The following is a 20,694-nucleotide window of genomic DNA, read 5'->3' as shown; positions in this document are numbered from 1 at the left end:
CGACCCTGGATCAGCGCTCTCAGACTGGAGACGAGACCGTCATTTCCCCAGACGGGCGGTAAAGAGCCAGCGGATGCCCGAACCGATCACGTAACCCTCAGGACGGCTTGGTGATGAGCGACTACAACGCCTCCGACCTGCGCGCCAAGTTCGCGGCCAGTCGGCGGACCTTCCAGAGGGTGGGATTGCTGGTACTGATTCTGATGGGGGTAGTTCTCGGGGTGGCCATGGCGCTTCCGTCATGGTGGCTGCTCATCGTTATTCCTGTTGTGATCCTCGGGTTCGCGATCGCCGATCGCCGGATGGTGAGTCAGCATCGCGCTGCAATCGCTCGGGTCACCGAACAGAATCGAGCAGCCGCCAAGGCACGCACGGTGGCCGTTGATGCCGAACTCGATGAGTTTGTCGGTCCAGCTGGAGTATGCGTGATCATTCCCGCATACAACGCGCAGGACACCATTGCCACGGCAATCGAGAGCGTGCAGCGGCAGAGCTACCCCAACCTGACCTGTGTGATCGTTGACGACTGCTCAACTGATCAGACGGTCGCAGCGGCGCTGGCGGCGATTGGCGATGACGATCGCTTCACGCTGCTGAAGCTCGCGCTCAATTCCGGCGCCTCCGTCGCACGCAACGCTGGTCTGGCGGCCGCGTCGGGGCAGTACTTGGTCTACCTCGATGCTGATGACGTGCTGTTGGCAGATGCGATTCGTCGGCGCCTGATCGCGCTGCGGCGCAAGCCACAGGCGACCGGAGCCTTTGGTCGACAACTGCAGGTCAGCACCTCTGAAGGCTGGCGTGAGAAGAAGGCCGAGCGCATGCCTCGGTCTCCGGACAACGTCAATATCTCGACGGCTGGAGGTGATCAGCCGTTCATCCCGCATCAGGTGTTGATGAGTTTTGCGGCCGCTCGCGATCTGGCCGGATTCGACGAACAAATGCGCAACAACATGGACTTTGACCACTGGATGCGCTCGCTGCGCTCCGGGCACGAGTTCGTCTATTGCGGCTACCTCGATTGCCTCTATGTCCAGCTACCCGACTCGATCGTCGGCAAGGGCGTCGAAGGTCATGGGCGTCGATTCATGAGCGTCCTCAGTGACGAATGGGACGGCATTCTTGATGGGCCGCGGGCGTCTTGCGGGCCTGACCTCGACGGGCCGCTCGGACCGGTCCTGCGTGCTGGCATTGCGCAACTGCGCTACCTACGGATCGCCGGAATGATGATCGGCGTCGGCCAGGATCCGTTGGATACCAGGCAGCGGTTGATGGACATTGAGCCTGCCCGCAAGCCGTTGCCGCACGAGTACGCCATCACCCAAATCAGATACGGGATTCGCCGCGAGTACCGGCGGGCAGCGGGCGGCGATGACGCTGATGTTGAGGCGGCTGCCCTTGCTCGGGCGAAAGAATGCGTCGCCATCCTGATGCCCGACAGGCAGTGTCACGTCGTAGCTCCGGCCAAGCAACCCACCTGGGCCGTGCTTCTGACGTCGGCGAAAGAGGCACGCCTCGCATTGGAAAACATGCGCGAGGTGCCAGCCCAGCTGTTGCCCATGTTCGTCTGCGCCGATTCGTGGCTTGGCGACCGGGATGGCGACGGCGGGGCATCCTCCTACTTGGTTGGAGCAGACCGACCGGTGCAGTCCATCTCCTTGCCGGGCTTCTTCCTGCAGGGGATCGCCTACCGCACGATTGTCGTGCCGTCCTCCGATGATTGGCTCGGACGAACAGCCGCTGATTGTGCCGCGAATCGGGGATCAGTGCTTCGCACTGTCAGCCTCGGATCCGACGGGTTGCGCCTGGCCGACTTTGCATCCTCGCGCGGACCTGTCAATCGCGTCGCGAACTACGCGGTCCTGGATGCCGAGGCGCTGCGGTTGACCAACCGACCGCAAGACGATCGTTCCCAGGTCATGGTGGAATCCGACGCAACTGCAGACTCCCACCCCGCAGCGGCCGCCGACTCCGCAGCTGGTGGCCTGATCTAAATGACCGGCGGTCGTCCGCGAAGCGCCATCCGCGCGACTGTCGACCAGCGCAGTGGTCGTCGCTGGCCCGGGTCCGCTCGCCACCCTTCGGCCCACCCCGCGAACCAAGCAGTGCGGGCGGCGCGGTCGGCGCGTAACCGCAGAAGGTCGGCCGCGGACCAGACTCCAACGTAGGCGGGAATGAGCGGCAGGGGCAGCGACCTACGGGCAATCCACACCCGATTGCGGGCGTTCATTCGGTAGTACATCTCGTGGCGGGTAGGGGCGGCGGCGGGGTGGTGAGCCTCTAGGTTGGCTCCGTACCATACGCGGTAGCCAACGTCCCAGCACCGCCAAGCGAGTTCAATGCCCTCGTGGTAGTAGAACAACTCGTCGGGGAATCCGCCGATCTGGTCAAACACCGTTCGGCGGACCAGCAAGGCGCCCTCCCACACCGAGAACGCGGAACTCGAATCGAACCGATCGCCTTTGCGGATTCGTGGGATCCACCGGTTCGGATCCGCGTCGGACAGTGGATCGTGGACGCGCGGCTGCAGGATCCCCAGATCAGGAAACGCGCGGAATGCCGCGACCGCCTTACTTAGGAACGTGGGATCGGTCAGCCAGGCGTCGTCGTCGAAGAAGAAGAGGACCTCGCCCGTGGTGGCAGCTGCTCCGGCGTTGCGACCAGAGCAGGCACCGAGGTTCTCGGGCAGGTGCAGCGGGCGCACCTTCGCGGGCAGGTCGGCTGGCTCCCAGCCGTTGCCCACGCAGACGATGTCGACGCTGACATCCGTCTGTGCGAGCAACGAATCGAGCCCTCTGCGCAGTTCGTCGGGCCGGCTGCCCATTGTCAGAACGACAATCCCAACATCAATCATGTTTGTGTCCGCAAACGCGAACTAGTCACGATCGCGACAAAGTGCCCGATGGTGCTCAGCGTCGCTAGCGGCAGCAGTGCCGCCAACAGGATGCGGGTTGCGGTCAAGTCCCCAAGGAAGGCGTCGATGATTGCGGCGGCGGCGGCCAGCAGCGTCAGCTCGATCGAGTGGAAGAGCTTGTAGAACGGGACGTACGCAGCCAACCGACGCAACGTTGCAACAATCCCAGCGCGCGGCGCCGAGGTCGACGCAGACTCCGACAGTTTGGGTAACCCGGAATATGCGCGGGCAACGTGAACGAAATCGTTGAGGGATTTGTTTAGTAGCAGTACCACGGCCAGTAGCGCGCCGAGCAGGATCCAGCCACTGTTGGTGTCGAAACCACCAGCAGCTCGCACGCCTAACGCTATGGCGATGAAGGCCTCGGTCGAGTAGTGCGCGATTTTGTCGAGAAAGACTCCGGTGGGGCTTTGGGAGCGTCGCCAGCGGGCGACCTCGCCGTCGGTGCAATCGATCAACATCTGCAGCTGACCCAGGATTGCGGCTAGTAGACCGCCCGTTAGTCCCGGAATGAGCAAGCTAGCCGCCGCCGCCCAGCCGATAAGGATCATGACGGCTGTCACACCATTCGCGCTGAACCCCGCACGCAAGAAGATACGCGTGAGATACGGCGAAATCGGCCGGTGATACAGGTCGCCGACCCAATGCTCGGAGTTACTTCGGCCGGTGATTGTCGACGGCTGACATACCTCACGCAGTTGCGCGATTGTGGGCCGCTCTGGACGGTCCGAGGCCTTCGAGCCTGCGGGGTTAGTCATAGTTCGTTTAGGTTAGCCGGAACAGATTGAGTCCGACGCGGTGCGAGCTTTCGCAGCCGCAGCAGTTCCCGACTTCTCCTTGGCAGCGACGACCGGCTTGACGGAGAACTGGTAGTCGGCGCCGACCGTGAGCGTGACGTTCTTGGACCAGCCGTCGACCGGTGTGAGCGATACGCCGGTGGAGTAGGCCAGCGTTCGGGCTGCCGCTGTTTGTTTCTTGTCTGCCGGGTCATAGCGGACGAAGCTCGTATCGGACTTCTTGCCAGACGTCGTCGCGGCGACCGTGTAGCCCTCCCGCTGCAACTGGTCGGCGGCCCGGAAGCCACCCCCGGAGGTACCCGTCGCATCTTTGACAGTCAGGGTGATGGTGTCGGCAGCGGCGGTCAACGGCTGGCCGTCAAGCCCGTTGGTGGGCGGCGGCGGCCAGGCCTGGTCATCGCGGATCGCTTTCCAGAGTTCGTCAGCCTGGGAGGGCACCCATGACACGGTGCCGCCGTCGGCGTTGGCGGTCCACGGCACGGTTGCGAAGGTGATATCGCTGGGCTTGACGCCGGAGCCATTCACCGCGAGGTCCTTCAAAGCGTCGAAGTTTGCCAGGCCCGGATCTGCGGTCAGGGACTTCGTTCCGGCTTGCAGAACCTTGTAGAGCTTGGGTGGGTTCACCAGAACTCCGGCAGATGTCGCCTTGCGAATCGCGGACGAGAGGAACTCCTGTTGTCGCTCGATTCGTCCGATGTCGCTGCCGTCGCCGAGCGCGTACCGAGCACGCACGAACGCCAAGGCCTGCTCGCCGTGCACGACGGACTTTCCAGCCGGTAGGTTCAGCCTGCTCTTGGGGTCGTTGACCGCCTCCTTGAGGCACACCTCCACGCCGCCGAGGGCACTCACGACGTTCTTGAAACCAGTGAAATCAACGACCAGGTAGTGATTGATCGGGACGCCGGTCAATTGCTGAACGGCCTTGACGGTGCAACTCGGGCCGCCGATCTCAAACGCCTCATTGAATCGGCTGGTGTAACCACCACCGGTGGTGCCATTGGTCGTCTTACAGACCGGAAGTTGTACTTGCGAGTCGCGCGGGATGCTGACCGCCAACGCCCTCGTTCGGTCACCGGAGATGTGCAACAGGATCGTGGTGTCGCTGCGGGCACCGGCAATGTCGGCAACGTGGCCGTAGCCCTTGCCGTTCTTGCCCTCCCGCGTATCGGATCCCATGAGCAGGATGTTGATGGGCTCGCCCGGCGTCGGTGCGGGTTGGGCGTTGGGCGTCCAGTTCAACGCGTTGTCAGCGGTGATGTTACCCGTCAGTTGCTTCGCGTAGTAGAAACCGACGCCGGCCATCGCCGTTGCCACCAGAACCAGGCATGACAAAGTGCCAGCCAAGATTCGGGGCCACCGATGGCGCCGCGTTGCGGTCACAGAAAGTCCTCAATTTAGGAGTCACAAGACAGCCAGCACACTGTACGCCCGAATACTGCCTCGCGGCCGCAGCTGTACAGAGTTGCGACGCACCAAATCTCGCCCAGGTTCCCGGTAGCGGTCAGTGATCATGAGGCCTGGAGACACGCGAAACGGCCCTACGCGGTGTCACACTCGCGCCGAGCGCTGCCGTTGACCCGTTTATTCGTCTCTCGGAGGTGTCCAGTGGGTACGTGGATGATGCGCACGGGAATTGTGGCGGCCGCGGCCGCAGGCCTGTTGACGCTCGCGGCGCCGGTTCAGGCCACCGGATCGCCTGGCTTCACGATTCGGGGTGCGGGATTCGGCCATGGCGTCGGACTCAGTCAATATGGCGCCTACGGCATGGCTCGGGAAGGCTACCGCGCGGTTCAGATTGTCGAGCATTACTTCACCGGTGCCCGAGCGATCCCGCACGCCGACCTCCGTGCCATCCGCGTCAACGTAGGCCACCGGCTGACGACCGCGCGGTTCGACGCGGTTGCGCTGGGAAAGGGCGGGGGTCGCGCCGAAGTTCAACTCAACACCCGTAGGCCCGTCGCCATTCCGATTGGGACCGACTTCAAAACCCGTGCGCGCGGTTCCCGAGTGGTCGCCACGCTGATCTCAGGCTCCGGTTCGCGGGTGCGAATCGGCAAGGCGAAGCTGGTTACATTGCGCTGGGCCGGAACCCGCACACCTGGTGCCGCCGGATCGGCGCCGACCGCAGTCCGGATCGGGAAGAATGGCGGCGGCGTCGCTGGCAAGTTGCTGCGGTACGGGGCAATCGACGTCGCAACCGTCAACGGATCGCTAGAGGTCGTCAACTCCCTTCGTATCCATGACGAGTATCTCTCTGGAATATCCGAGGTCCCAGCCAGCTGGCCGGCTGCCGCCCTGCAGGCACAGGCAATCGCGGCGCGTTCCTATGCGCTCACGAGGAAGTCCATTCGATCCTCCTGCCGTTGCCAATCCGACGACGGTTCGGGACCGTTCTACGACCAGACCTTCGCCGGTTGGTCGCGGGTGATCTCCCCGATGGGCAAACGTTGGCGAGCCGCCGTGACTGCCACCGCAAGTTCGCCGACGACTGGTCTGACGTTGATGTATCGGGGGAACCCAATCACGGCCTTCTACTTCTCCTCGTCCGGTGGCCGCACTTCCAACAGCGAGGACGTGTGGGGTGGGTTCCATCCGTGGGCGCGCAGCGTCGATGATCACTGGAGTGTGAACCCCAAGTACAACGATTCGGGCAGTGCCGCGTGGAAAACGACCAGGTCGCGAGCCGCACTGGCGGGAGCCTTCGGTCTGCCGGATGTGGCACGGGTAGTGGTGACCGCGCGATACGCCAGTACCGCCGCCAAGACCGTCCGGGCGTACTCGGCCGCCGGAGCCAATAAGTCCATCAGTGGTCAGGCGTTGGCCAGCCGATTGGGATTGCGCTCGACTTGGGTGTGGTCGATCAAGTGACTTCGACGGTATTGGTCACTTTCTCCTGGGTCGCGACGGCCGCAGTGCGTTCTGGGTCGGCATTGACGACCATGACGACCGATCCCGCGATCAGTGTGGGCACGCTCAAGGTGGCCAGCACCGCGTCGAGCCCTGAGAGTTCGGCACCGGTGGTAGCCGCGGTACCCGCTGCGCTCACCAGAATCCTGGCGCCGGCAGGAAGCTGCCATTTAGTGGCGGCACTGTACGCGGCCAGCTCAAGTCCGGCCGAGTTCCACGATTCTGTACCGGCAATGAGGGTCTCGTGATCCGGCGCAACGGGGCTTGCGGAGTTGAAGAAATCACCGTGGTTGCGGACCTCGGTGAAGTAATCATTCAGCTGGGAAGGCAACGGTTCGCGGAATCCCTGCGCCATCGGCAGCAGCGAACAGGCGATGGTCGCCTCGGCGCCGGTGTCCACGGTGATCAGATGTGGGCCGACGACCGCGATGTCGGGAGCGTCCACTTGGGCGCCGATCGCGACGGTTGCGCCGACCTGCCAGCAGGCGGCGATCCATACCGGCACAATCCAATGCAGCGGTAACCGCACGTTGACAACCGAACCTGGCTCAACGTCGAACTCGTCGACGAGCATGTTCGAGGTTTTGGCTACCCAATTGCCAAAGGTCGTGCCGGACAGTTCCACCCGCTCGGACGTGGCGTCGTCGTAGTAAGTGAGGAAGGGCGCTGCGGGGTCTCTCATGCTCCCCAGACTGTCACGCTGACCGCCTCGCTCGGGGTTTTGCGGAGGGCCGGTTGCGGCAGATGGGGCGTGCCCGTGCACGAGGACGGGTCGGCGTGGCAGGGTTGCCCTGTGCTTGAAGCCGTGATGCTCGTAGGTGGCAAGGGAACGCGCCTTCGACCCTTGACCAATTCCATTCCCAAGCCGATGTTGCCGGTGGCCGGAGTTCCGGTAACGGAGCACCAGATCGCCCGCGCGCGTGAGGCGGGGGTCGGTCGTATCGTGCTCGGAACGTCCTTCCGGGCCGAGGTGTTCTCCGCCTACTTCGGCGATGGCTCCGAATTCGGTGTCGAACTGCGCTACGTCGTGGAAGATGAACCGCTCGGAACCGGCGGAGCCATCCGCAACGTGGTCGAAGCGCTGGAGTCAGGCCCGGACGACCCAGTCATCATCTTCAACGGCGACGTATTGACCGGCTTGGACATTGCTGGCCTCGTGCAGGCCTGGCGCGACGCCGACGCTGACGTTGCGCTGTACCTCACCCGAGTCGAGGATCCGCGGGCATTTGGCTTGGTCCCGACCGATTCGGAAGGACGCGTGGTGGAGTTTCTGGAGAAGCCAGAAACCGACGAGCAGATCGTGACCGACCAGATCAACGCTGGCTGCTATGTCTTCAAGAGGTCGCTGATCGACCAAATACCTACTGGTCGTCCCGTCTCGGTCGAGCGCGAGATCTTCCCCGAACTGCTGGCTTCCGGTGCCAAGGTCATCGGCGTCGTCGATGACGGCTATTGGCTCGATTTGGGGACACCACTGGACTTCCGCAAGGGTTCCTGCGATCTGGTCACCGGACTCGCACCGTCACCGGCTTTGCCTGGCCCAACGGGGGAGTCGCTGCTGTTGGACACCGCGTCGGTCTCCGCCGATGCCACTGTCGATGGTGGGACCATTGTTGGTCGCGGAGCCAGGATCCGCTCGGGAGCCGTGGTTCACGGCAGCGTCGTATTCGACGAAGCGGTCATTGGCGCCGCGGCGATCGTTGATGGGTGCGTCGTCGGTCGCGGTGCAGTCGTCGGGCCCAACGTCATCTTGCGTGGAGTAGTCGTGGGAGACGGAGCCAGGATCGGTCCCGGCAACGAGTTGCTCGACGGTGCTCGGGTGTTCCCCGGTATTGACCTGGCAGGTACATCGGTTCGGTTCTCTTCCGACCGCACGTAGCGGCCAATCGCTTCATGCACGTCATCGCGACCGTTGCCGTCATTGCGGTGCTGTTTCTGGTCAATCTGCTCAATAACCGTTGGGCAAAGCGCCACTACCTGCTGGTGTGCCTGACAGCAACCGTCGTACTACTCGCGATCGCTCGACTGGACGGGCTGTCGTGGGCAAGTCTCGGTCTCGCGAGGAACACCTGGCACCAGGGCATCTACTGGTCCATCGGGCTCTTCCTTGCCGTTGCGCTCTTCTACGCCATCGCCGCGAGCCTGCCCGTGACCAGGCGCGGGTTCAATGACAAGCGAGCCGCCGAAAAGGGGTGGCTCAATGTCCTCTATCACTCGATGATCAGGATCCCCTTCGGCACAGCGTTGCTGGAAGAGACCGCATTCCGCGGCGTCCTGCTGGCGGTCGTCACGGATGGCTGGAACCTCGCTGCGGGCATCACCGTCAGTTCGATCCTGTTTGGGTTCTGGCACGTCCTTCCGTCCCTGGAGTTCCACGACAACCACGAAGCCGCCGGCATGCTCGGCAACGGCCGTCGTGCCCAGGTTCGTAGTGTGGTCTTCACCGTCCTCGGCACTGGTGCGGCAGGCGTTGGGTTCTGCCTGTTGCGGGGGTACACAGACAGCTTGTTTCCCCCGATCGCGCTGCACGCTTCGCTCAACGGGATTGGGCTCGCCGTCTCCTGGGCCTTCGCCCGCAGACTCCGCGACCTCTAAGCGGGCGGAACGCACCGCCGGTTCGGTCGGTGTCCGATGATGGGGCAATGAAGTGCAGTCAACGGAGCTGGCGGCCAGCTCGGCCGGTCAGTCTGGAGCTGCAACTGAAACCCCTGCGACGGGGGACCGGTGACCCCACTTGGGCGACTGCTGCCGACGGCGCCATCTGGCGAACCACGCTGACTCCGGCGGGACCCGGACTGGAACGACTGTCGGCCGATGGTGGGGGATCGATCGAGCTCACAGCCTGGGGCGAGGGCGCTGACTGGCTGGCCGCTCGGCTACCGCGCCTGCTGGGTTCAGACGATGACCCCGCGGGTTTTCTGGCCCCGCCAGCACTGAAGGTGGTGGCCAGGCGCTTCCAGCATTGGCGGGTAGGGCGCACCGATCGCGTGCTGGAGGCGTTGGTCCCGGCGGTGCTGGAACAGAAGGTCACAGGCAAAGAAGCATGGCGGGCATGGCGAGAACTGGTCGGAGAGTTTGGTGAGCCCGCGCCGACCGCACCGAATGCTCCACCTGGGCTGCGAATCTTTCCGACCGCTGATCGGTGGAAGTCCATTCCGTCCTGGCGCTGGCATCAGGCTGGAGTCGACTCCAAGCGGGCTGACACGTTGCTGCGGGTGGTGTCGGTTGCCGACCAGATTGAGCGGTGTACGCAGTTGCCCGCGGCGCAGTCACACGATCGACTTCGAGCGATTCCTGGGGTCGGCGTGTGGACCGCGGCAGAGACCGCCCAACGGGCACTCGGGGACGCCGACGCTGTGTCTTTCCGCGACTACCACGTCGCCAAGGAAGTGGTCTACGCGCTGACCGGTGACATGGACGGTGACGATGAGCAGATGGCGCACTTGTTGCGACCATTCGCTGGGCATCGCTACCGCGTGCAGCGACTCGTTGAGTTGAACCCAGGCAAGCGCCCACGGCGAGGACCACGGATGACAATCAACGACATGAGAAAGAGCTAGACCCGAAGCCTCCCCACCGGGCCGGCGGACAGCGGTCGCGTCGCTACGGGTCGCCGTCAGCGGATTATCAGGTAGTCCGCAGCCAGTCGAGGCTCGCGGCGTGCCGGGTTTGACTTGGGGTAGCCGATTGCGACCGCACCCAACGGCTGCCAGTCCTGCGGCAGCTCAAGTACCTCGGTGACCACATCGGGGCAGAAGATCGTTGAACTGATCCATGCGGATCCCAGACTCCGCGCGGCTAGCGCGACCAGCAGATTCTGCACCGCTGCTCCTCCCGCCGCCAGGAAGAGGTCTCGTTCGAATCCACTACGACCCTCGTCGGGGTAGTCGTGCATCGCCTCGGACAGGTTGAGGAAGGGCAGGATGACCGAGGGCGCGGCACGCAACACGTCTCCACGCTGAACCCGTTTGCCGATGGACTCGGGGGTGTAACCGTCCAACGTGCGCAGGTCGTCCTGCCACCGATCGCGCATTGCGTCCAGCAGTGTGGTCCGCGTAGCGTCATTCTCCAGCAGGAGGAACCGCCACGGCGTGGTGTGGTGCGGCGCCGGTGCGGCGATTGCGGCCGCGACCGCCGCTTCCACGGCTTCCACGGGCACGGGCCGATCGGTGAACTTCCGGACAGTGCGGCGATGGAATGGCGCGTCGATCAGACCTGCGGCGTGGCCGGAAGCGGTCGCCTCAGCAGTTCCGAGCCGGAAGAGGTCTGCGGCGGCGTCGCGGATCAGTGGACGCGCTCCGCGGTCAGCTGCCTTGGCCGGGAGCAGGTGCTCGGCCATGCCTCGCACCACCACGACGGGGATGCCCTGGGCTTTGCCGGCGATCAGGTCGACGGCGCTGGCGATCTCGTCAGCGATGGCGACGACGGTGGCAACCAGGGGGTTGCCATACCGATCCTCTTGACCTCGGTGGTCCTCTACTACCTGAATCCCAGCGGCACCGATAGCTGCATCGGTGACTCCTTCTCGCCATGGTCGGCCCATGGTGTCGCTGACAATGACGGCGAGCTCATCAATGCCGGTCTCCCGTCGGAGCCCGGCCAGCAGTGCGCGGGCCGATCCGTCGGGGTCCGCTGGCAGCAGGACGATCGTCCCCGGTTCCGTCTCGGAGGCATCCACGCCGGCCGCGGCCAGCACCAGACCGTGCTTGGTTTCGACGATGCGGGTGACTCCGGTGGCGGTTGTCCTGCTCGCAACCGTGCGCACCGACTCACGATCGATCGCGGCCTCGCGATCGCTGGCCGCCTCGACTCTGCCCTCTGCCTTGCTGACGATCTTGCTGGTGACGGCGACGATGTCGCCAGGGTGCAGTCCGCGAGCACCATCTGGCCATTCGACGGACGCGGCTGCTGACGTGATCATGTCGACCAGGTCACTGTCTGCCGTGACCTCGCCGATACCGGTGAGCCCGACAAGCTGCAGGCTCACGTTGTTCGCACTTGCTCGCCGATACTGATCAATGCCCGGGCAACGTCGCAAGTCACTTCCAGATCATCGAAGATCGTGTTCATCGACCGGGCAGCAATTCCAAGAGCCTCAATATCGGCGACAGCGGCAGCGTCGGCGTCGTCAACGACCCAGCCATCGAGCACGCCGTCGCCGGTGCGCGAGCCGTAGTGCTGCGCGACGCCGAGGGCCGTCGTCGGTACACCAATCGCGCTCAGGCAGGCATCGGCCATGCCGCGCAGTGGGGCGCCTCCAACGATGGGCGACACCCCAACCACTGGCGCAGATGTCCTGCGCAAAGCCGCGCGAATTCCAGGCACCGCCAGGATGGGTCCGATTGAGACGACCGGGTTCGACGGCGGTAGGACGACGAGGTCGGCCGACATTATTGCGTCGATGACCCCGGGTGCGGGGGCGGCGTCTTCCGCACCGATCATGATGAATTCGCTGGCGGGCAGCGCCGCGTGATGGCGCACCCACCACTCCTGAAAGTGCAGGGCCGTTGATTCGCCGGTGTCCGGATCGTCGACCACTACGTGGGTCTCGATCCGGTCGTCGGACATCGGCAACAACGTCACCGGTAGCTGCCATCGTTGGCACAAGGCAGCGGTCACTGCGGACAGGGGATACCCACCGGCGAGCATCTGACTGCGAAGGATGTGAGTCGCAAAATCGCGATCGCCGAGGCCGAACCAATCCGGCTTGGCGCCATAGGCCCGCAACTCCTCCAGCACGGTGAATGACTCGTCCTCGCGACCCCAGCCGCGTTCCACCGATGCACCCCCGCCAAGGGTGTACATAACGCTGTCGAGGTCCGGACACACCTGCAAGCCGAAGAGACGAATGTCGTCACCGGTGTTGCCGATGACAGTGATCGTGGGTTCGGATTCCTTGCTCCGGGCAACCGCGATGAGACCGCCGAGGAATCGGGCTGCGCCGATGCCGCCAGCCAAGACCGTGACCTGCATGAAAGTGATCCTCCCAGCAGGTGTTTACGCTGCTGTCGTGGCCTCCTCGCAGTTCGACGTGCATTCCGCCGGCCCGGCACCGACGGCAGGTCAAATCCGCCGGGCAGTAACGAGGGCTGAGCGCGGGCAGTCGATCTCGGTCGACGAGGCCGCCGCACTGTTGGACGCACGCGGCGAAGATCTCGATCGGCTGCTGGCACACGCATCATCGCTGCGAAATCAGGGCGTCGATGCTCGCGGTTTGGGCCGAATCATCACGTATTCGCCCAAGGTCTTCATCCCACTGACCCGACTGTGCCGCGACAGCTGCCACTACTGCACGTTCGTCCAGACGCCCGCCGCATTGCGGCACGCGGGTCAGTCAATGTTTCTGGAGCCGGACGAGGTGCTTGCGATCGCGCGGCAGGGTGCGCAACAGGGCTGCCTGGAGGCGCTGTTCACGCTTGGCGACCGGCCAGAAGACCGCTGGCCTGCGGCCAGGGAATGGCTCGACCAGCGCGGCTACGACAGCACGCTGGCATACGTGCGAGCGATGGCGATTCTGGTGTTGGAAGACACGGGGCTTCTCCCGCACCTCAACCCCGGGGTGATGACCTGGGAAGAGATGGCCAAACTGCGTCCGGTCGCACCGTCGATGGGCATGATGCTGGAGACCACGTCGCGACGTCTGTGGTCGACGCCGGGGTTGGCCCACTACGGGTCGCCCGACAAGGAACCTTCCGTACGGCTGCGGGTACTTGAGGATGCCGGTCGGCTGGCAATCCCATTTACCACCGGCGTGCTGGTGGGGATTGGTGAGACCCCGATCGAGTTGGTGGAGTCACTGCTCGCTCTGCGTGCGGTCGCACGCGAACACGGACACATCCAAGAGGTCATCGTCCAGAATTTCCGTGCCAAACCTGCCACCGCGATGGCTGGCGCCAACGACCTCGGCGAGCAGGCGTACTTGGCGACCCTGGCCACCGCGCGTGTCCTACTGGGCCCGCGGATTCGGGTGCAAGCTCCCCCCAACCTCAGCGATCCCGATCAACTTGAGCGGCTCCTGGCCGCCGGTGTCGACGACTGGGGTGGCATCAGCCCGATCACAGCTGACCATGTGAACCCAGAGCGGCCCTGGCCGCACATCGACGTCGTTCGCGCCGCCACCGAGGCTGCCGGGTTCGACTTGCGGCCACGGTTGACCGCGCATTCCGAGTACGTGACCGCCCCGCAGTGGATTGACCGCCGCCTGAGCGATCACGTGCAGGCACTGTCCGACCCGGTTGGCTTGGCACGTGCGGATGTCAGGCCGATAGGCCTGCCCTGGCAGCAGGACGTCGACGGTTACGAGCAGTTCGCCGCCCAAGAAGCCGGGGGCCGGGTCGATCTCAACCTCACGATCGATTCCACCGGCCGGTCTGAACAGACCCGCAGCGACTTCGCCTCGGTATACGGCGACTGGGACGAGGTCTCCGCCCGCGCGGGCCGTTCACAGGTCGGAGCAGGTCACCGGATCGACGCCGACGTCCGTGCTGGCCTGCGAATGGCTGAATCGAATCCAGCCGCCTTGGCAGATCCGACCAACGATCGCGTCGCCACCGCGTTGATGTCATGTGACGGCGAGGCGCTCGTGACGCTGGCCGCCATCGCCGATGATCTGCGCGCTCAGATCGTCGGAAACGACGTCACCTACGTGGTCAACCGCAACATCAACTTCACCAACGTCTGCTACACGGGTTGTCGATTCTGCGCCTTTGCCCAGCGCGAATCCGATGCTGATGCCTTCACCCTCAGCTTGGACGAAGTGGGGGACAGGGTCCACGAGGCGTGGGTGGCCGGCGCCACCGAAGTGTGCATGCAGGGCGGCATCCATCCGAGCCTGCCCGGTACGGCCTACTTCGACCTCGCCAGAGCAGTCAAATCTCGGGTGCCGCAGATGCATCTGCATGCGTTCAGTCCGATGGAGATCGTCAATGGCGCGAACCGATCCGGGATGTCGATCCGGGACTGGCTGATCGAGGCGCGCGAGGCAGGGCTGGATTCGATTCCGGGAACCGCCGCCGAGATTTTGGACGACGAGATTCGCTGGGTGTTGACCAAGGGCAAGCTGCCGACAGCCGCTTGGATCGAGGTCGTCTCGACCGCGCATGAGGTGGGCCTACCGAGTAGCTCAACGATGATGTACGGCCACGTGGACGCACCCACGCACTGGGTGGCGCACCTGCGGCTGCTTCGCCAGATTCAGCAGCGAACTGGGGGGTTCACTGAGTTCGTCGGGTTGCCCTTTGTGCATCACAACGCGCCGCTGTATTTGGCGGGCGTGGCGCGGTCAGGTTCGACGATGCGCGACGACATCGCGGTAACCGCGATGTCGAGGCTGATGTTGGCCGACGCCATCGACAACATTCAGGTCTCTTGGGTCAAACTCGGCCCTGCTGGCTGTGCGGAACTGTTGCGAGCCGGCGCCAATGACCTGGGCGGCACCTTGATGGAGGAGACGATTTCCAGGATGGCTGGGTCCGAATTCGGCTCCGCGATGACCGCCGAGGAGCTCGTATCGGTGGCTGGACTCGCGAGTCGACCCGCGAGACAGCGCACTACGACCTACAAGAATGTGGACGACTTGGGGATAACTGTGCGGTTACCGGTGGACGAGGTCATCCATTCGGACCATCTGTAGTGGTCAAACCCGTAAACCATCCCCAGATGTTCCATTCCGCTTGACTCAGGATGCATGTCACTTGTGTAATTCCATTGTTGTCATTCGGACTGCGGGGAAGCGGATCCGGAGGCGGCAGGTACTCGAACCCTCAGGAGGGAAACCGCGGTGGAAGATTTAGATCGAATCCCGTTAGAAGACTTGGAAGAGCTCGGTTGGCAGGAGAAGTCGCTGTGCGCCGAGACTGACCCGGAAGCGTTCTTCCCGGAAAAGGGCGGATCGACGCGCGAGGCCAAGAAGGTCTGCATGGCCTGCGAGGTACGGGTCGAATGCCTCGACTACGCGCTTGAGAACGACGAACGATTTGGAATCTGGGGCGGCCTCAGCGAACGTGAGCGACGCCGCCTGAAGAAACTGACGGCCTAGCCTCAATCGGTCGTGCCGGGCCTTCCCCCTCCTGAGCCCGGGCCGACGCACTTCCCTCCCCAACACTGTGGCCAGTGACGGCTCGCCCGTTGCACGTGCCGCCAGACACGCCGCCCCAAGGCCGACAGTCGGCCGCTGGGGCGGCGTCTCTGCGTTGTGCGTTCGCACGTCATTTCAACCACGTAGGGTGACCGGGTGGAGATTGCGCGTCCGACCCGAAAGTCCCGGGACCGTCGCGGCCGCGGTCTGCGCGGGACGCTGACGTTGTCGACCCTGCCGATTTCCAAGAGCCGCGCTCAGCAATTCGACGAACTCGTCCTGCTGTCCGTCGAGCGGATCCAGCGCGCAATTCCCGAGCTTGACGACGTCGAGGTCATCGTCGAGGAGGTTCCGCCCGGTGCGCGTCGCGACGGATCACCAGATCCGGTGCCCCTGGGCCGTATCCATGCGCCGACCTCGATCCGACCACCGCAACTGATCGTGCACCGTCGGCCGGTCGAGTTCAGGTCCGCTCCGGGAGAGGAGCGCGAGGCGCTGATCCAGGATGTGATTGCTGAGCTTGTCGCCGAGTTGTTCGGGATCGCGCCGCAGCAGGTTGACCCCGACTACAACCCAGGGACCTGAACAGACTCGCCAGGGTGAAGCGAGGGGCCAATGCTGGTTTGTGTCGGCAACCCGCAGTACGGTGCGCACGTGAAGCGACAGCGAGTGTGTTCAAAGCCTTCGTGCACTGGGCAGGCCGTTGCGACGCTCACTTACGTCTACGCGGATTGCACGGCGGTCCTCGGCCCGTTGGCCACCTATGCCGAGCCGCACTGCTACGACCTTTGCCTTAAGCATTCCGAGCGCCTCACCGCGCCGGTTGGGTGGGAGATTCTGCGGCTCGAGCCAGATCCCGACGCGCTCAAGCCCTCCAGCGACGATATTGAGGCTCTGGCCAACGCCGTTCGCGAGGCAGCTCGCCCGCGCGAGGAAGAACAACGGCCAGCAGAAGTGACCAATCATCCAGACACGATTGAGGTCTCCCGACGCGGTCATCTTCGGGTGCTGCGCACGGTCGACTGACCGCTCGCCTAGGCTGTCGGGGATGCCCTCTCTCGACAACGTGATCAAGTCCTATGACGTTCGTGGTCTTGTGCCCGACGAACTCGACACCAATCTGGCCCACGATGTTGGCGCCGCGTTTGTCCGAGTCATCGGCGCTGCGGCCCGAGATGGCGGCGCTGGCGCTGTGGTCGTCGGCCACGACATGCGCCCATCGGGCCCCGACCTTGTCGCCGCTTTCTGTCAAGGCGTGATCGACCAGGGCTGCGATGTGGTTCAGATCGGTCTGTGCTCCACAGATGGCATCTACTTCGCGTCCGGATCGCACAACATGCCCGGTGCCATGTTCACAGCGAGCCACAATCCGGCTGACTACAACGGCATCAAGCTGTGCCGGGCGGGCGCTTCGCCGGTAGGCATCGATACTGGCCTCGCGCAGATCAAGCAGATGATCATCGAGGGAATCCCCGCATTCGATGGTCCCAACGGATACCTGCGCTCGGAAGACATGCTCGACGCGTACGCGATCTATTTGCGGCACCTGGTCGACCTAGAGGATTTGCGACCGTTGAAGGTCGTCATCGACGCTGGCAACGGGATGGGCGGATACACGGCACCGGCAGTACTGGGCCCACTGCCGCTGGAGATCGTGCCGATGTACTTCGAACTTGACGGCACCTTTCCCAATCACGAGGCTAACCCGATCGAACCGGCCAACCTGCGCGACCTGCAAACGGCGGTGGTCAAGCACGGGGCGGATCTAGGGCTGGCATTTGACGGAGACGCCGACCGATGTTTCGTCGTCGACGAGCGAGGCGAGATCGTCGACCCGAGCACGTTGACGGCTCTGATCGCCACGCTGGAGTTGGCTAAGGCGCCGGGTTCGCCGGTCATTCACAACCTGATCACCAGTCGAGCGGTGCCCGAGATCATTGCCGAGCATGGTGGTCGACCGGTGCGCACGCGAGTCGGTCACTCGTACATCAAGGCCACCATGGCCGAAACGGGCGCGGTCTTCGGCGGTGAACACTCCGGCCACTTCTACTTTCGGGACTTCTGGCGGGCCGACTCCGGCATGCTTGCTGCCCTGCACATCCTGTCGTTCCTAGGACACACCCCGGCCGGCACACGGCTGTCCGACGAACTTGCCGAGTACACCCGCTATTGCCGTAGTGGTGAGATCAACACCAGCGTCTTTGACCCACCCGCCGCGATGGTCGCGGTCATGGAGAGTTTTCAGAACCGCGACCAGATCTCCATCGACACCCTCGACGGCGTCACCATCTCCACCCCCGATTGGTGGCTGAACCTGCGACCAAGCAATACCGAGCCGCTACTGCGACTCAACATCGAGGCACACGATTCGGTCCAGCTGGAGCAACTGCGCGACGAGGTGCTGTCGATACTGGCGGCGTTTGCCTCATAGGGTGTCTGCATGACCATAGACGCGAAATTGCTCGATATTCTGGCGTGCCCGGCTGAGCACCACGCCCCAGTCGAGCAGCAGGGTGACTTCCTCGTTTGCACCGAGTGCGGACTTCGATTTCCCATCCGGGACGGCATCCCCGTGATGCTGCTCTCTGAAGCACTGCCAGCAGTTCCGTAAGTGCCCAATGGAACTCAATGACCTGCTGTTAGACGACCCCGAGGGCATGGCCGAGGCCGACACCCGCGAGTTGTTGCCGATCACGGCTAGCGCCGGAGCCAGCATGCGCGCGGCGGCAACCCTGATCGAGCCGTCGCTGTTGGATCGCGTTGTGGATGAGGGGCGGCCACGGTCGATCGTCGTAGTCGGCGGTGGCGGATCACGGGCCGCGGGCGACATCTTGGCCGCCGTCACGGGGTCCGGCTCGCCGGTCTCGGTCGTCTCCGCCGGCGGACCATCGTTGCCGGGGTGGGTCGGTCCGACCGATCTCGTCGCTGCGGTTTCCGCGTCGGGGGGAACCCCGGAGACCCTGTCCGTGGCCGCCGAAGCTGTTCGACGTGGCTGTGGGCTGCTCGCGGTATGTCCACCAAACACGGCGTTGTCGCAAATCACGGATCAGACTCGGGCGGCTTTGCGTTTCGATGTTGGGAAGCCACCGCTGGGGACCAACTGGCGTGCCCGCAGCTTGCTCTGGAGCTTGGCGACCCCGTTGCTGCTTGTCGGAGGGGCACTCGGTTTGGTCGATGATGCCCCCGGTGCGGTGAAACGTGCCGCCGATCAACTCGATGACGTCGCCGACCGGTGTGCGCCATCGCGGGACACCATGAACAACCAGGCCAAACGCTGGGCAATCGACGTCGCGATGTCCCTGCCGGTGCTGTGGGGCACCGGTGACGTCGGATCGGTGGCCGCGCGCCGCTTTGGCCGACAGCTCATCGAGAACACCGGCGTGCCGGTAGTAACCGGTGCGTTGCCCGAGGCCGCGCGCACTCAGTCGGCACTGTTGGCCGGGCCGATGGCTGGGCGGGTCGAGGCCGATGACATCTTCCGCGATCGGGTGGATGAGCCTGAGCCCACGGCGAGGCTACGGCTGGTGCTGCTGCGTGATGCCGACGAACACCCGGGTACCGCTGCCTTGGCTGATGCCGCCCTCGACGTTGCCCGCACCCGTGGCGTCCCGGTATTGACGATGGCCGCCCAACCAGGTCACCCCTTGGAGCGCCTGGTCTCGCTCATCGGACCAACCGATTTCGCCAGCGTCTACGCCGCGATCGCCCTCGGCATCGATCCAATGGCAAGCACCAACGAGCTCGATGGACGGGTTCTGCGCAGCTAGCTCTTGGGCTCGCGGGAGTCTCGGTCAGGCCGCTGGCTGCGTGCGACGTCGTTCCACCGGCCACATGCGCTGGTTCCCCGCTAGCCTTGCGTCGCGTTGGGCAAGGAACCCACCTGACCGCTGGGAGGAACGATGCATCGAATTGCCGGCCACCTGCAGACGTATGCCTGGGGGGTGCCCGGCGGCCTCCGCGAATGGCAGAGCGGCGCTGAAATCGCATCGGCTGACCCACAGCGTCCGGAGGCGGAGTTGTGGTTCGGCGCTCACCCCAATGGCGCGTCGGCCCTGCTGGACTCAGAGCGCAACGAGACTCTGCGAGACGCCGTTGACCCCGATGAGGCGCCGGTGTTGGTCAAGCTGCTTGCGGCAGCCCATCCACTGTCGATTCAAATCCATCCCTCGGCGGATCTGGCTGAACAGATCTTCGCCGCCCAGCAGGCCCCCGACATGCCAACGTTGCTGGCAGACACCTTGGCCAAGACCGAGATGCTGATCGCGTTGCGGCCATTCTCGGCGCTGCAGGGCCTGCGGGACGCTGACCTCGCGGAGGCGATCCTGTCGGCAGTGGGTGGACCAGCGATGACGGCGGGCAACTTGCTTGCTGCTGGGAACCCGGCGGGAGCGATCCGTGCGTTGCTGGCCATCCCCACCGAACAGTTGCCCGACCTCACAGCGAGCCTGCCGACGGCAGCCCAGGCGGCCGGGCTGAACCCCGGCGGCGTGAAGGCGCTCGAGTTGGTCGCCGATGACTACCCAGGTGACCCCGGTGTGTTGGTTGCCGCCCTGCTCGATCACCAGGTCCTGTCGGCCGGCGAGGCGGTTTACGTGCCAGCGGGTGTCGTGCACGCCTACGTTCAGGGAACCGGGGTGGAGGTAATGACGTCCAGCGACAACGTGCTTCGGCTGGGGTTGACGCCCAAGGTGGTCGCCGTTGATGAGGCACTTGCAGCACTCGACCCGACCCTGCAGCCAGTGCGGCTGTCACCTGAACCCACTGCCACCGCTGACGGTGGGACGACCATGACCTACGCCCCAGTGGGTGCGCCCTTTGCCGTCCAGCGGATAAGTGGCGGGACGGTGTCAGCCCCCAGCGGTCGGTACCGGCTGGTGCTCGCCGTCGACGGCGCATGCGATGTCACCTGCGGCGAGCAGGCGTTCGTGCTGGAACGAGGCCAGGCCGCGACCGTGCTGGCTGGGGAGCCAGCCGTCGAGATTGTCACCGCCGGTACCGCCTTC

19 protein-coding genes are annotated in these 20,694 nt (G+C 64.4%); 13 read left to right on the top strand and 6 right to left on the bottom strand.

Annotated features, from left to right (window positions below; translation table 11 throughout):
* Positions 1–113: 113 nt before the first annotated feature.
* A complete protein-coding gene (locus KAZ48_03800; GenBank protein ID MBP7971901.1) occupies positions 114–1,991 on the top strand; it encodes a glycosyltransferase in 1,878 nt (625 codons plus the stop codon).
* On the opposite strand, the gene KAZ48_03795 is transcribed toward KAZ48_03800, so the two are convergent.
* Genes KAZ48_03795 through KAZ48_03785 form a run of 3 tightly spaced genes read right to left on the bottom strand, consistent with a single transcriptional unit; the run spans position 1,988 to position 5,088 of the window.
* The gene (locus KAZ48_03795; protein ID MBP7971900.1) at positions 1,988–2,851 is read right to left on the bottom strand and encodes a glycosyltransferase; all 864 of its coding nucleotides are present in this window, start codon (positions 2,849–2,851) and stop codon (positions 1,988–1,990) included. The two genes, KAZ48_03800 and KAZ48_03795, sit on opposite strands and share 4 nt — an antisense overlap.
* Positions 2,848–3,669: a CDP-alcohol phosphatidyltransferase family protein gene (locus KAZ48_03790; GenBank protein MBP7971899.1), complete on the bottom strand. Its 822-nt coding sequence runs from the start codon at positions 3,667–3,669 to the stop codon at positions 2,848–2,850. Before KAZ48_03790 ends, KAZ48_03795 begins: the two co-directional genes overlap by 4 nt.
* A gap of 12 nt (positions 3,670–3,681) precedes the next feature.
* Positions 3,682–5,088 (bottom strand): LCP family protein, encoded by a 1,407-nt coding sequence (locus tag KAZ48_03785; GenBank protein MBP7971898.1) that lies wholly within the window; start codon positions 5,086–5,088, stop codon positions 3,682–3,684.
* Positions 5,089–5,325: 237 nt separating this feature from the next.
* Between KAZ48_03785 and KAZ48_03780 the strand changes: the two genes are divergently transcribed.
* A complete protein-coding gene (locus KAZ48_03780; protein MBP7971897.1) occupies positions 5,326–6,576 on the top strand; it encodes a SpoIID/LytB domain-containing protein in 1,251 nt (416 codons plus the stop codon).
* Here KAZ48_03780 and KAZ48_03775 read toward each other — a convergent pair.
* Complete coding sequence (locus KAZ48_03775) at positions 6,569–7,297, bottom strand: TIGR03089 family protein (protein MBP7971896.1); 729 nt, start codon at positions 7,295–7,297, stop codon at positions 6,569–6,571. The genes KAZ48_03780 and KAZ48_03775 overlap by 8 nt on opposite strands.
* A 126-nt stretch (positions 7,298–7,423) precedes the next feature.
* Between KAZ48_03775 and KAZ48_03770 the strand changes: the two genes are divergently transcribed.
* The 3 genes from KAZ48_03770 to KAZ48_03760 are packed head-to-tail and all read left to right on the top strand — an operon-like array spanning position 7,424 to position 10,175.
* The gene (locus tag KAZ48_03770; protein ID MBP7971895.1) at positions 7,424–8,494 is read left to right on the top strand and encodes an NDP-sugar synthase; all 1,071 of its coding nucleotides are present in this window, start codon (positions 7,424–7,426) and stop codon (positions 8,492–8,494) included.
* 14 nt (positions 8,495–8,508) lie between these two features.
* Complete coding sequence (locus tag KAZ48_03765) at positions 8,509–9,210, top strand: CPBP family intramembrane metalloprotease (GenBank protein MBP7971894.1); 702 nt, start codon at positions 8,509–8,511, stop codon at positions 9,208–9,210.
* Between the two features lie 47 nt (positions 9,211–9,257).
* Positions 9,258–10,175: a DNA-3-methyladenine glycosylase 2 family protein gene (locus KAZ48_03760; protein MBP7971893.1), complete on the top strand. Its 918-nt coding sequence runs from the start codon at positions 9,258–9,260 to the stop codon at positions 10,173–10,175.
* A gap of 56 nt (positions 10,176–10,231) precedes the next feature.
* Here the strand turns inward: KAZ48_03760 and KAZ48_03755 are convergent, their stop codons facing one another.
* Complete coding sequence (locus KAZ48_03755; GenBank protein MBP7971892.1) at positions 10,232–11,602, bottom strand: coenzyme F420-0:L-glutamate ligase; 1,371 nt, start codon at positions 11,600–11,602, stop codon at positions 10,232–10,234.
* Positions 11,599–12,588 carry a 2-phospho-L-lactate transferase gene (locus tag KAZ48_03750; protein ID MBP7971891.1) on the bottom strand — a complete coding sequence of 330 codons (990 nt, stop codon included), beginning with the start codon at positions 12,586–12,588 and terminating at the stop codon, positions 11,599–11,601. The genes KAZ48_03755 and KAZ48_03750 overlap by 4 nt, the downstream gene beginning before the upstream one ends.
* Here KAZ48_03750 and KAZ48_03745 point away from each other — a divergent pair.
* The 8 genes from KAZ48_03745 to manA all read left to right on the top strand — a co-directional run.
* A complete protein-coding gene (locus KAZ48_03745) occupies positions 12,587–15,247 on the top strand; it encodes a bifunctional FO biosynthesis protein CofGH (GenBank protein MBP7971890.1) in 2,661 nt (886 codons plus the stop codon). The two genes, KAZ48_03750 and KAZ48_03745, sit on opposite strands and share 2 nt — an antisense overlap.
* A gap of 147 nt (positions 15,248–15,394) precedes the next feature.
* A complete protein-coding gene (locus KAZ48_03740) occupies positions 15,395–15,652 on the top strand; it encodes a WhiB family transcriptional regulator (protein ID MBP7971889.1) in 258 nt (85 codons plus the stop codon).
* 201 nt (positions 15,653–15,853) lie between these two features.
* A complete protein-coding gene (locus KAZ48_03735) occupies positions 15,854–16,276 on the top strand; it encodes a metallopeptidase family protein (protein ID MBP7971888.1) in 423 nt (140 codons plus the stop codon).
* A 30-nt stretch (positions 16,277–16,306) separates the two neighbouring features.
* The gene (locus tag KAZ48_03730; protein ID MBP7971887.1) at positions 16,307–16,717 is read left to right on the top strand and encodes a DUF3499 domain-containing protein; all 411 of its coding nucleotides are present in this window, start codon (positions 16,307–16,309) and stop codon (positions 16,715–16,717) included.
* 22 nt (positions 16,718–16,739) lie between these two features.
* The gene (locus tag KAZ48_03725) at positions 16,740–18,122 is read left to right on the top strand and encodes a phosphomannomutase/phosphoglucomutase (protein ID MBP7971886.1); all 1,383 of its coding nucleotides are present in this window, start codon (positions 16,740–16,742) and stop codon (positions 18,120–18,122) included.
* A gap of 15 nt (positions 18,123–18,137) precedes the next feature.
* Positions 18,138–18,302, top strand: a complete 165-nt coding sequence (locus tag KAZ48_03720) for a Trm112 family protein (protein ID MBP7971885.1) — start codon at positions 18,138–18,140, stop codon at positions 18,300–18,302.
* 7 nt (positions 18,303–18,309) lie between these two features.
* Entirely contained in the window at positions 18,310–19,458 is a 1,149-nt protein-coding gene (locus KAZ48_03715; protein MBP7971884.1) for a hypothetical protein, read from the top strand.
* A 132-nt stretch (positions 19,459–19,590) separates the two neighbouring features.
* The coding region (gene manA, locus KAZ48_03710; protein ID MBP7971883.1) for a mannose-6-phosphate isomerase, class I at positions 19,591–20,694 on the top strand (1,104 nt) is incomplete at its 3' end.

The sequence above is a fragment of the Candidatus Nanopelagicales bacterium genome, assembly GCA_018003655.1.
GTDB lineage: Bacteria > Actinomycetota > Actinomycetes > S36-B12 > UBA10799 > JAGNDY01.
Note: the sequence above shows the minus strand (reverse complement) of the source record. Positions and strands in the feature narration are given on the sequence as shown.

Coding starts and splice junctions, on each gene's coding strand:
- KAZ48_03800 (MBP7971901.1), top strand. CDS start 114: ATGAGCGACTACAACGCCTCCGACCTGCGCGCCAAGTTCGCGGCCAGT.
- KAZ48_03795 (MBP7971900.1), bottom strand. CDS start 2,851: ATGATTGATGTTGGGATTGTCGTTCTGACAATGGGCAGCCGGCCCGAC.
- KAZ48_03790 (MBP7971899.1), bottom strand. CDS start 3,669: ATGACTAACCCCGCAGGCTCGAAGGCCTCGGACCGTCCAGAGCGGCCC.
- KAZ48_03780 (MBP7971897.1), top strand. CDS start 5,326: ATGATGCGCACGGGAATTGTGGCGGCCGCGGCCGCAGGCCTGTTGACG.
- KAZ48_03775 (MBP7971896.1), bottom strand. CDS start 7,297: ATGAGAGACCCCGCAGCGCCCTTCCTCACTTACTACGACGACGCCACG.
- KAZ48_03770 (MBP7971895.1), top strand. CDS start 7,424: ATGCTCGTAGGTGGCAAGGGAACGCGCCTTCGACCCTTGACCAATTCC.
- KAZ48_03765 (MBP7971894.1), top strand. CDS start 8,509: ATGCACGTCATCGCGACCGTTGCCGTCATTGCGGTGCTGTTTCTGGTC.
- KAZ48_03760 (MBP7971893.1), top strand. CDS start 9,258: ATGAAGTGCAGTCAACGGAGCTGGCGGCCAGCTCGGCCGGTCAGTCTG.
- KAZ48_03745 (MBP7971890.1), top strand. CDS start 12,587: ATGAAAGTGATCCTCCCAGCAGGTGTTTACGCTGCTGTCGTGGCCTCC.
- KAZ48_03750 (MBP7971891.1), bottom strand. CDS start 12,588: ATGCAGGTCACGGTCTTGGCTGGCGGCATCGGCGCAGCCCGATTCCTC.
- KAZ48_03730 (MBP7971887.1), top strand. CDS start 16,307: ATGCTGGTTTGTGTCGGCAACCCGCAGTACGGTGCGCACGTGAAGCGA.
- KAZ48_03725 (MBP7971886.1), top strand. CDS start 16,740: ATGCCCTCTCTCGACAACGTGATCAAGTCCTATGACGTTCGTGGTCTT.
- KAZ48_03715 (MBP7971884.1), top strand. CDS start 18,310: ATGGAACTCAATGACCTGCTGTTAGACGACCCCGAGGGCATGGCCGAG.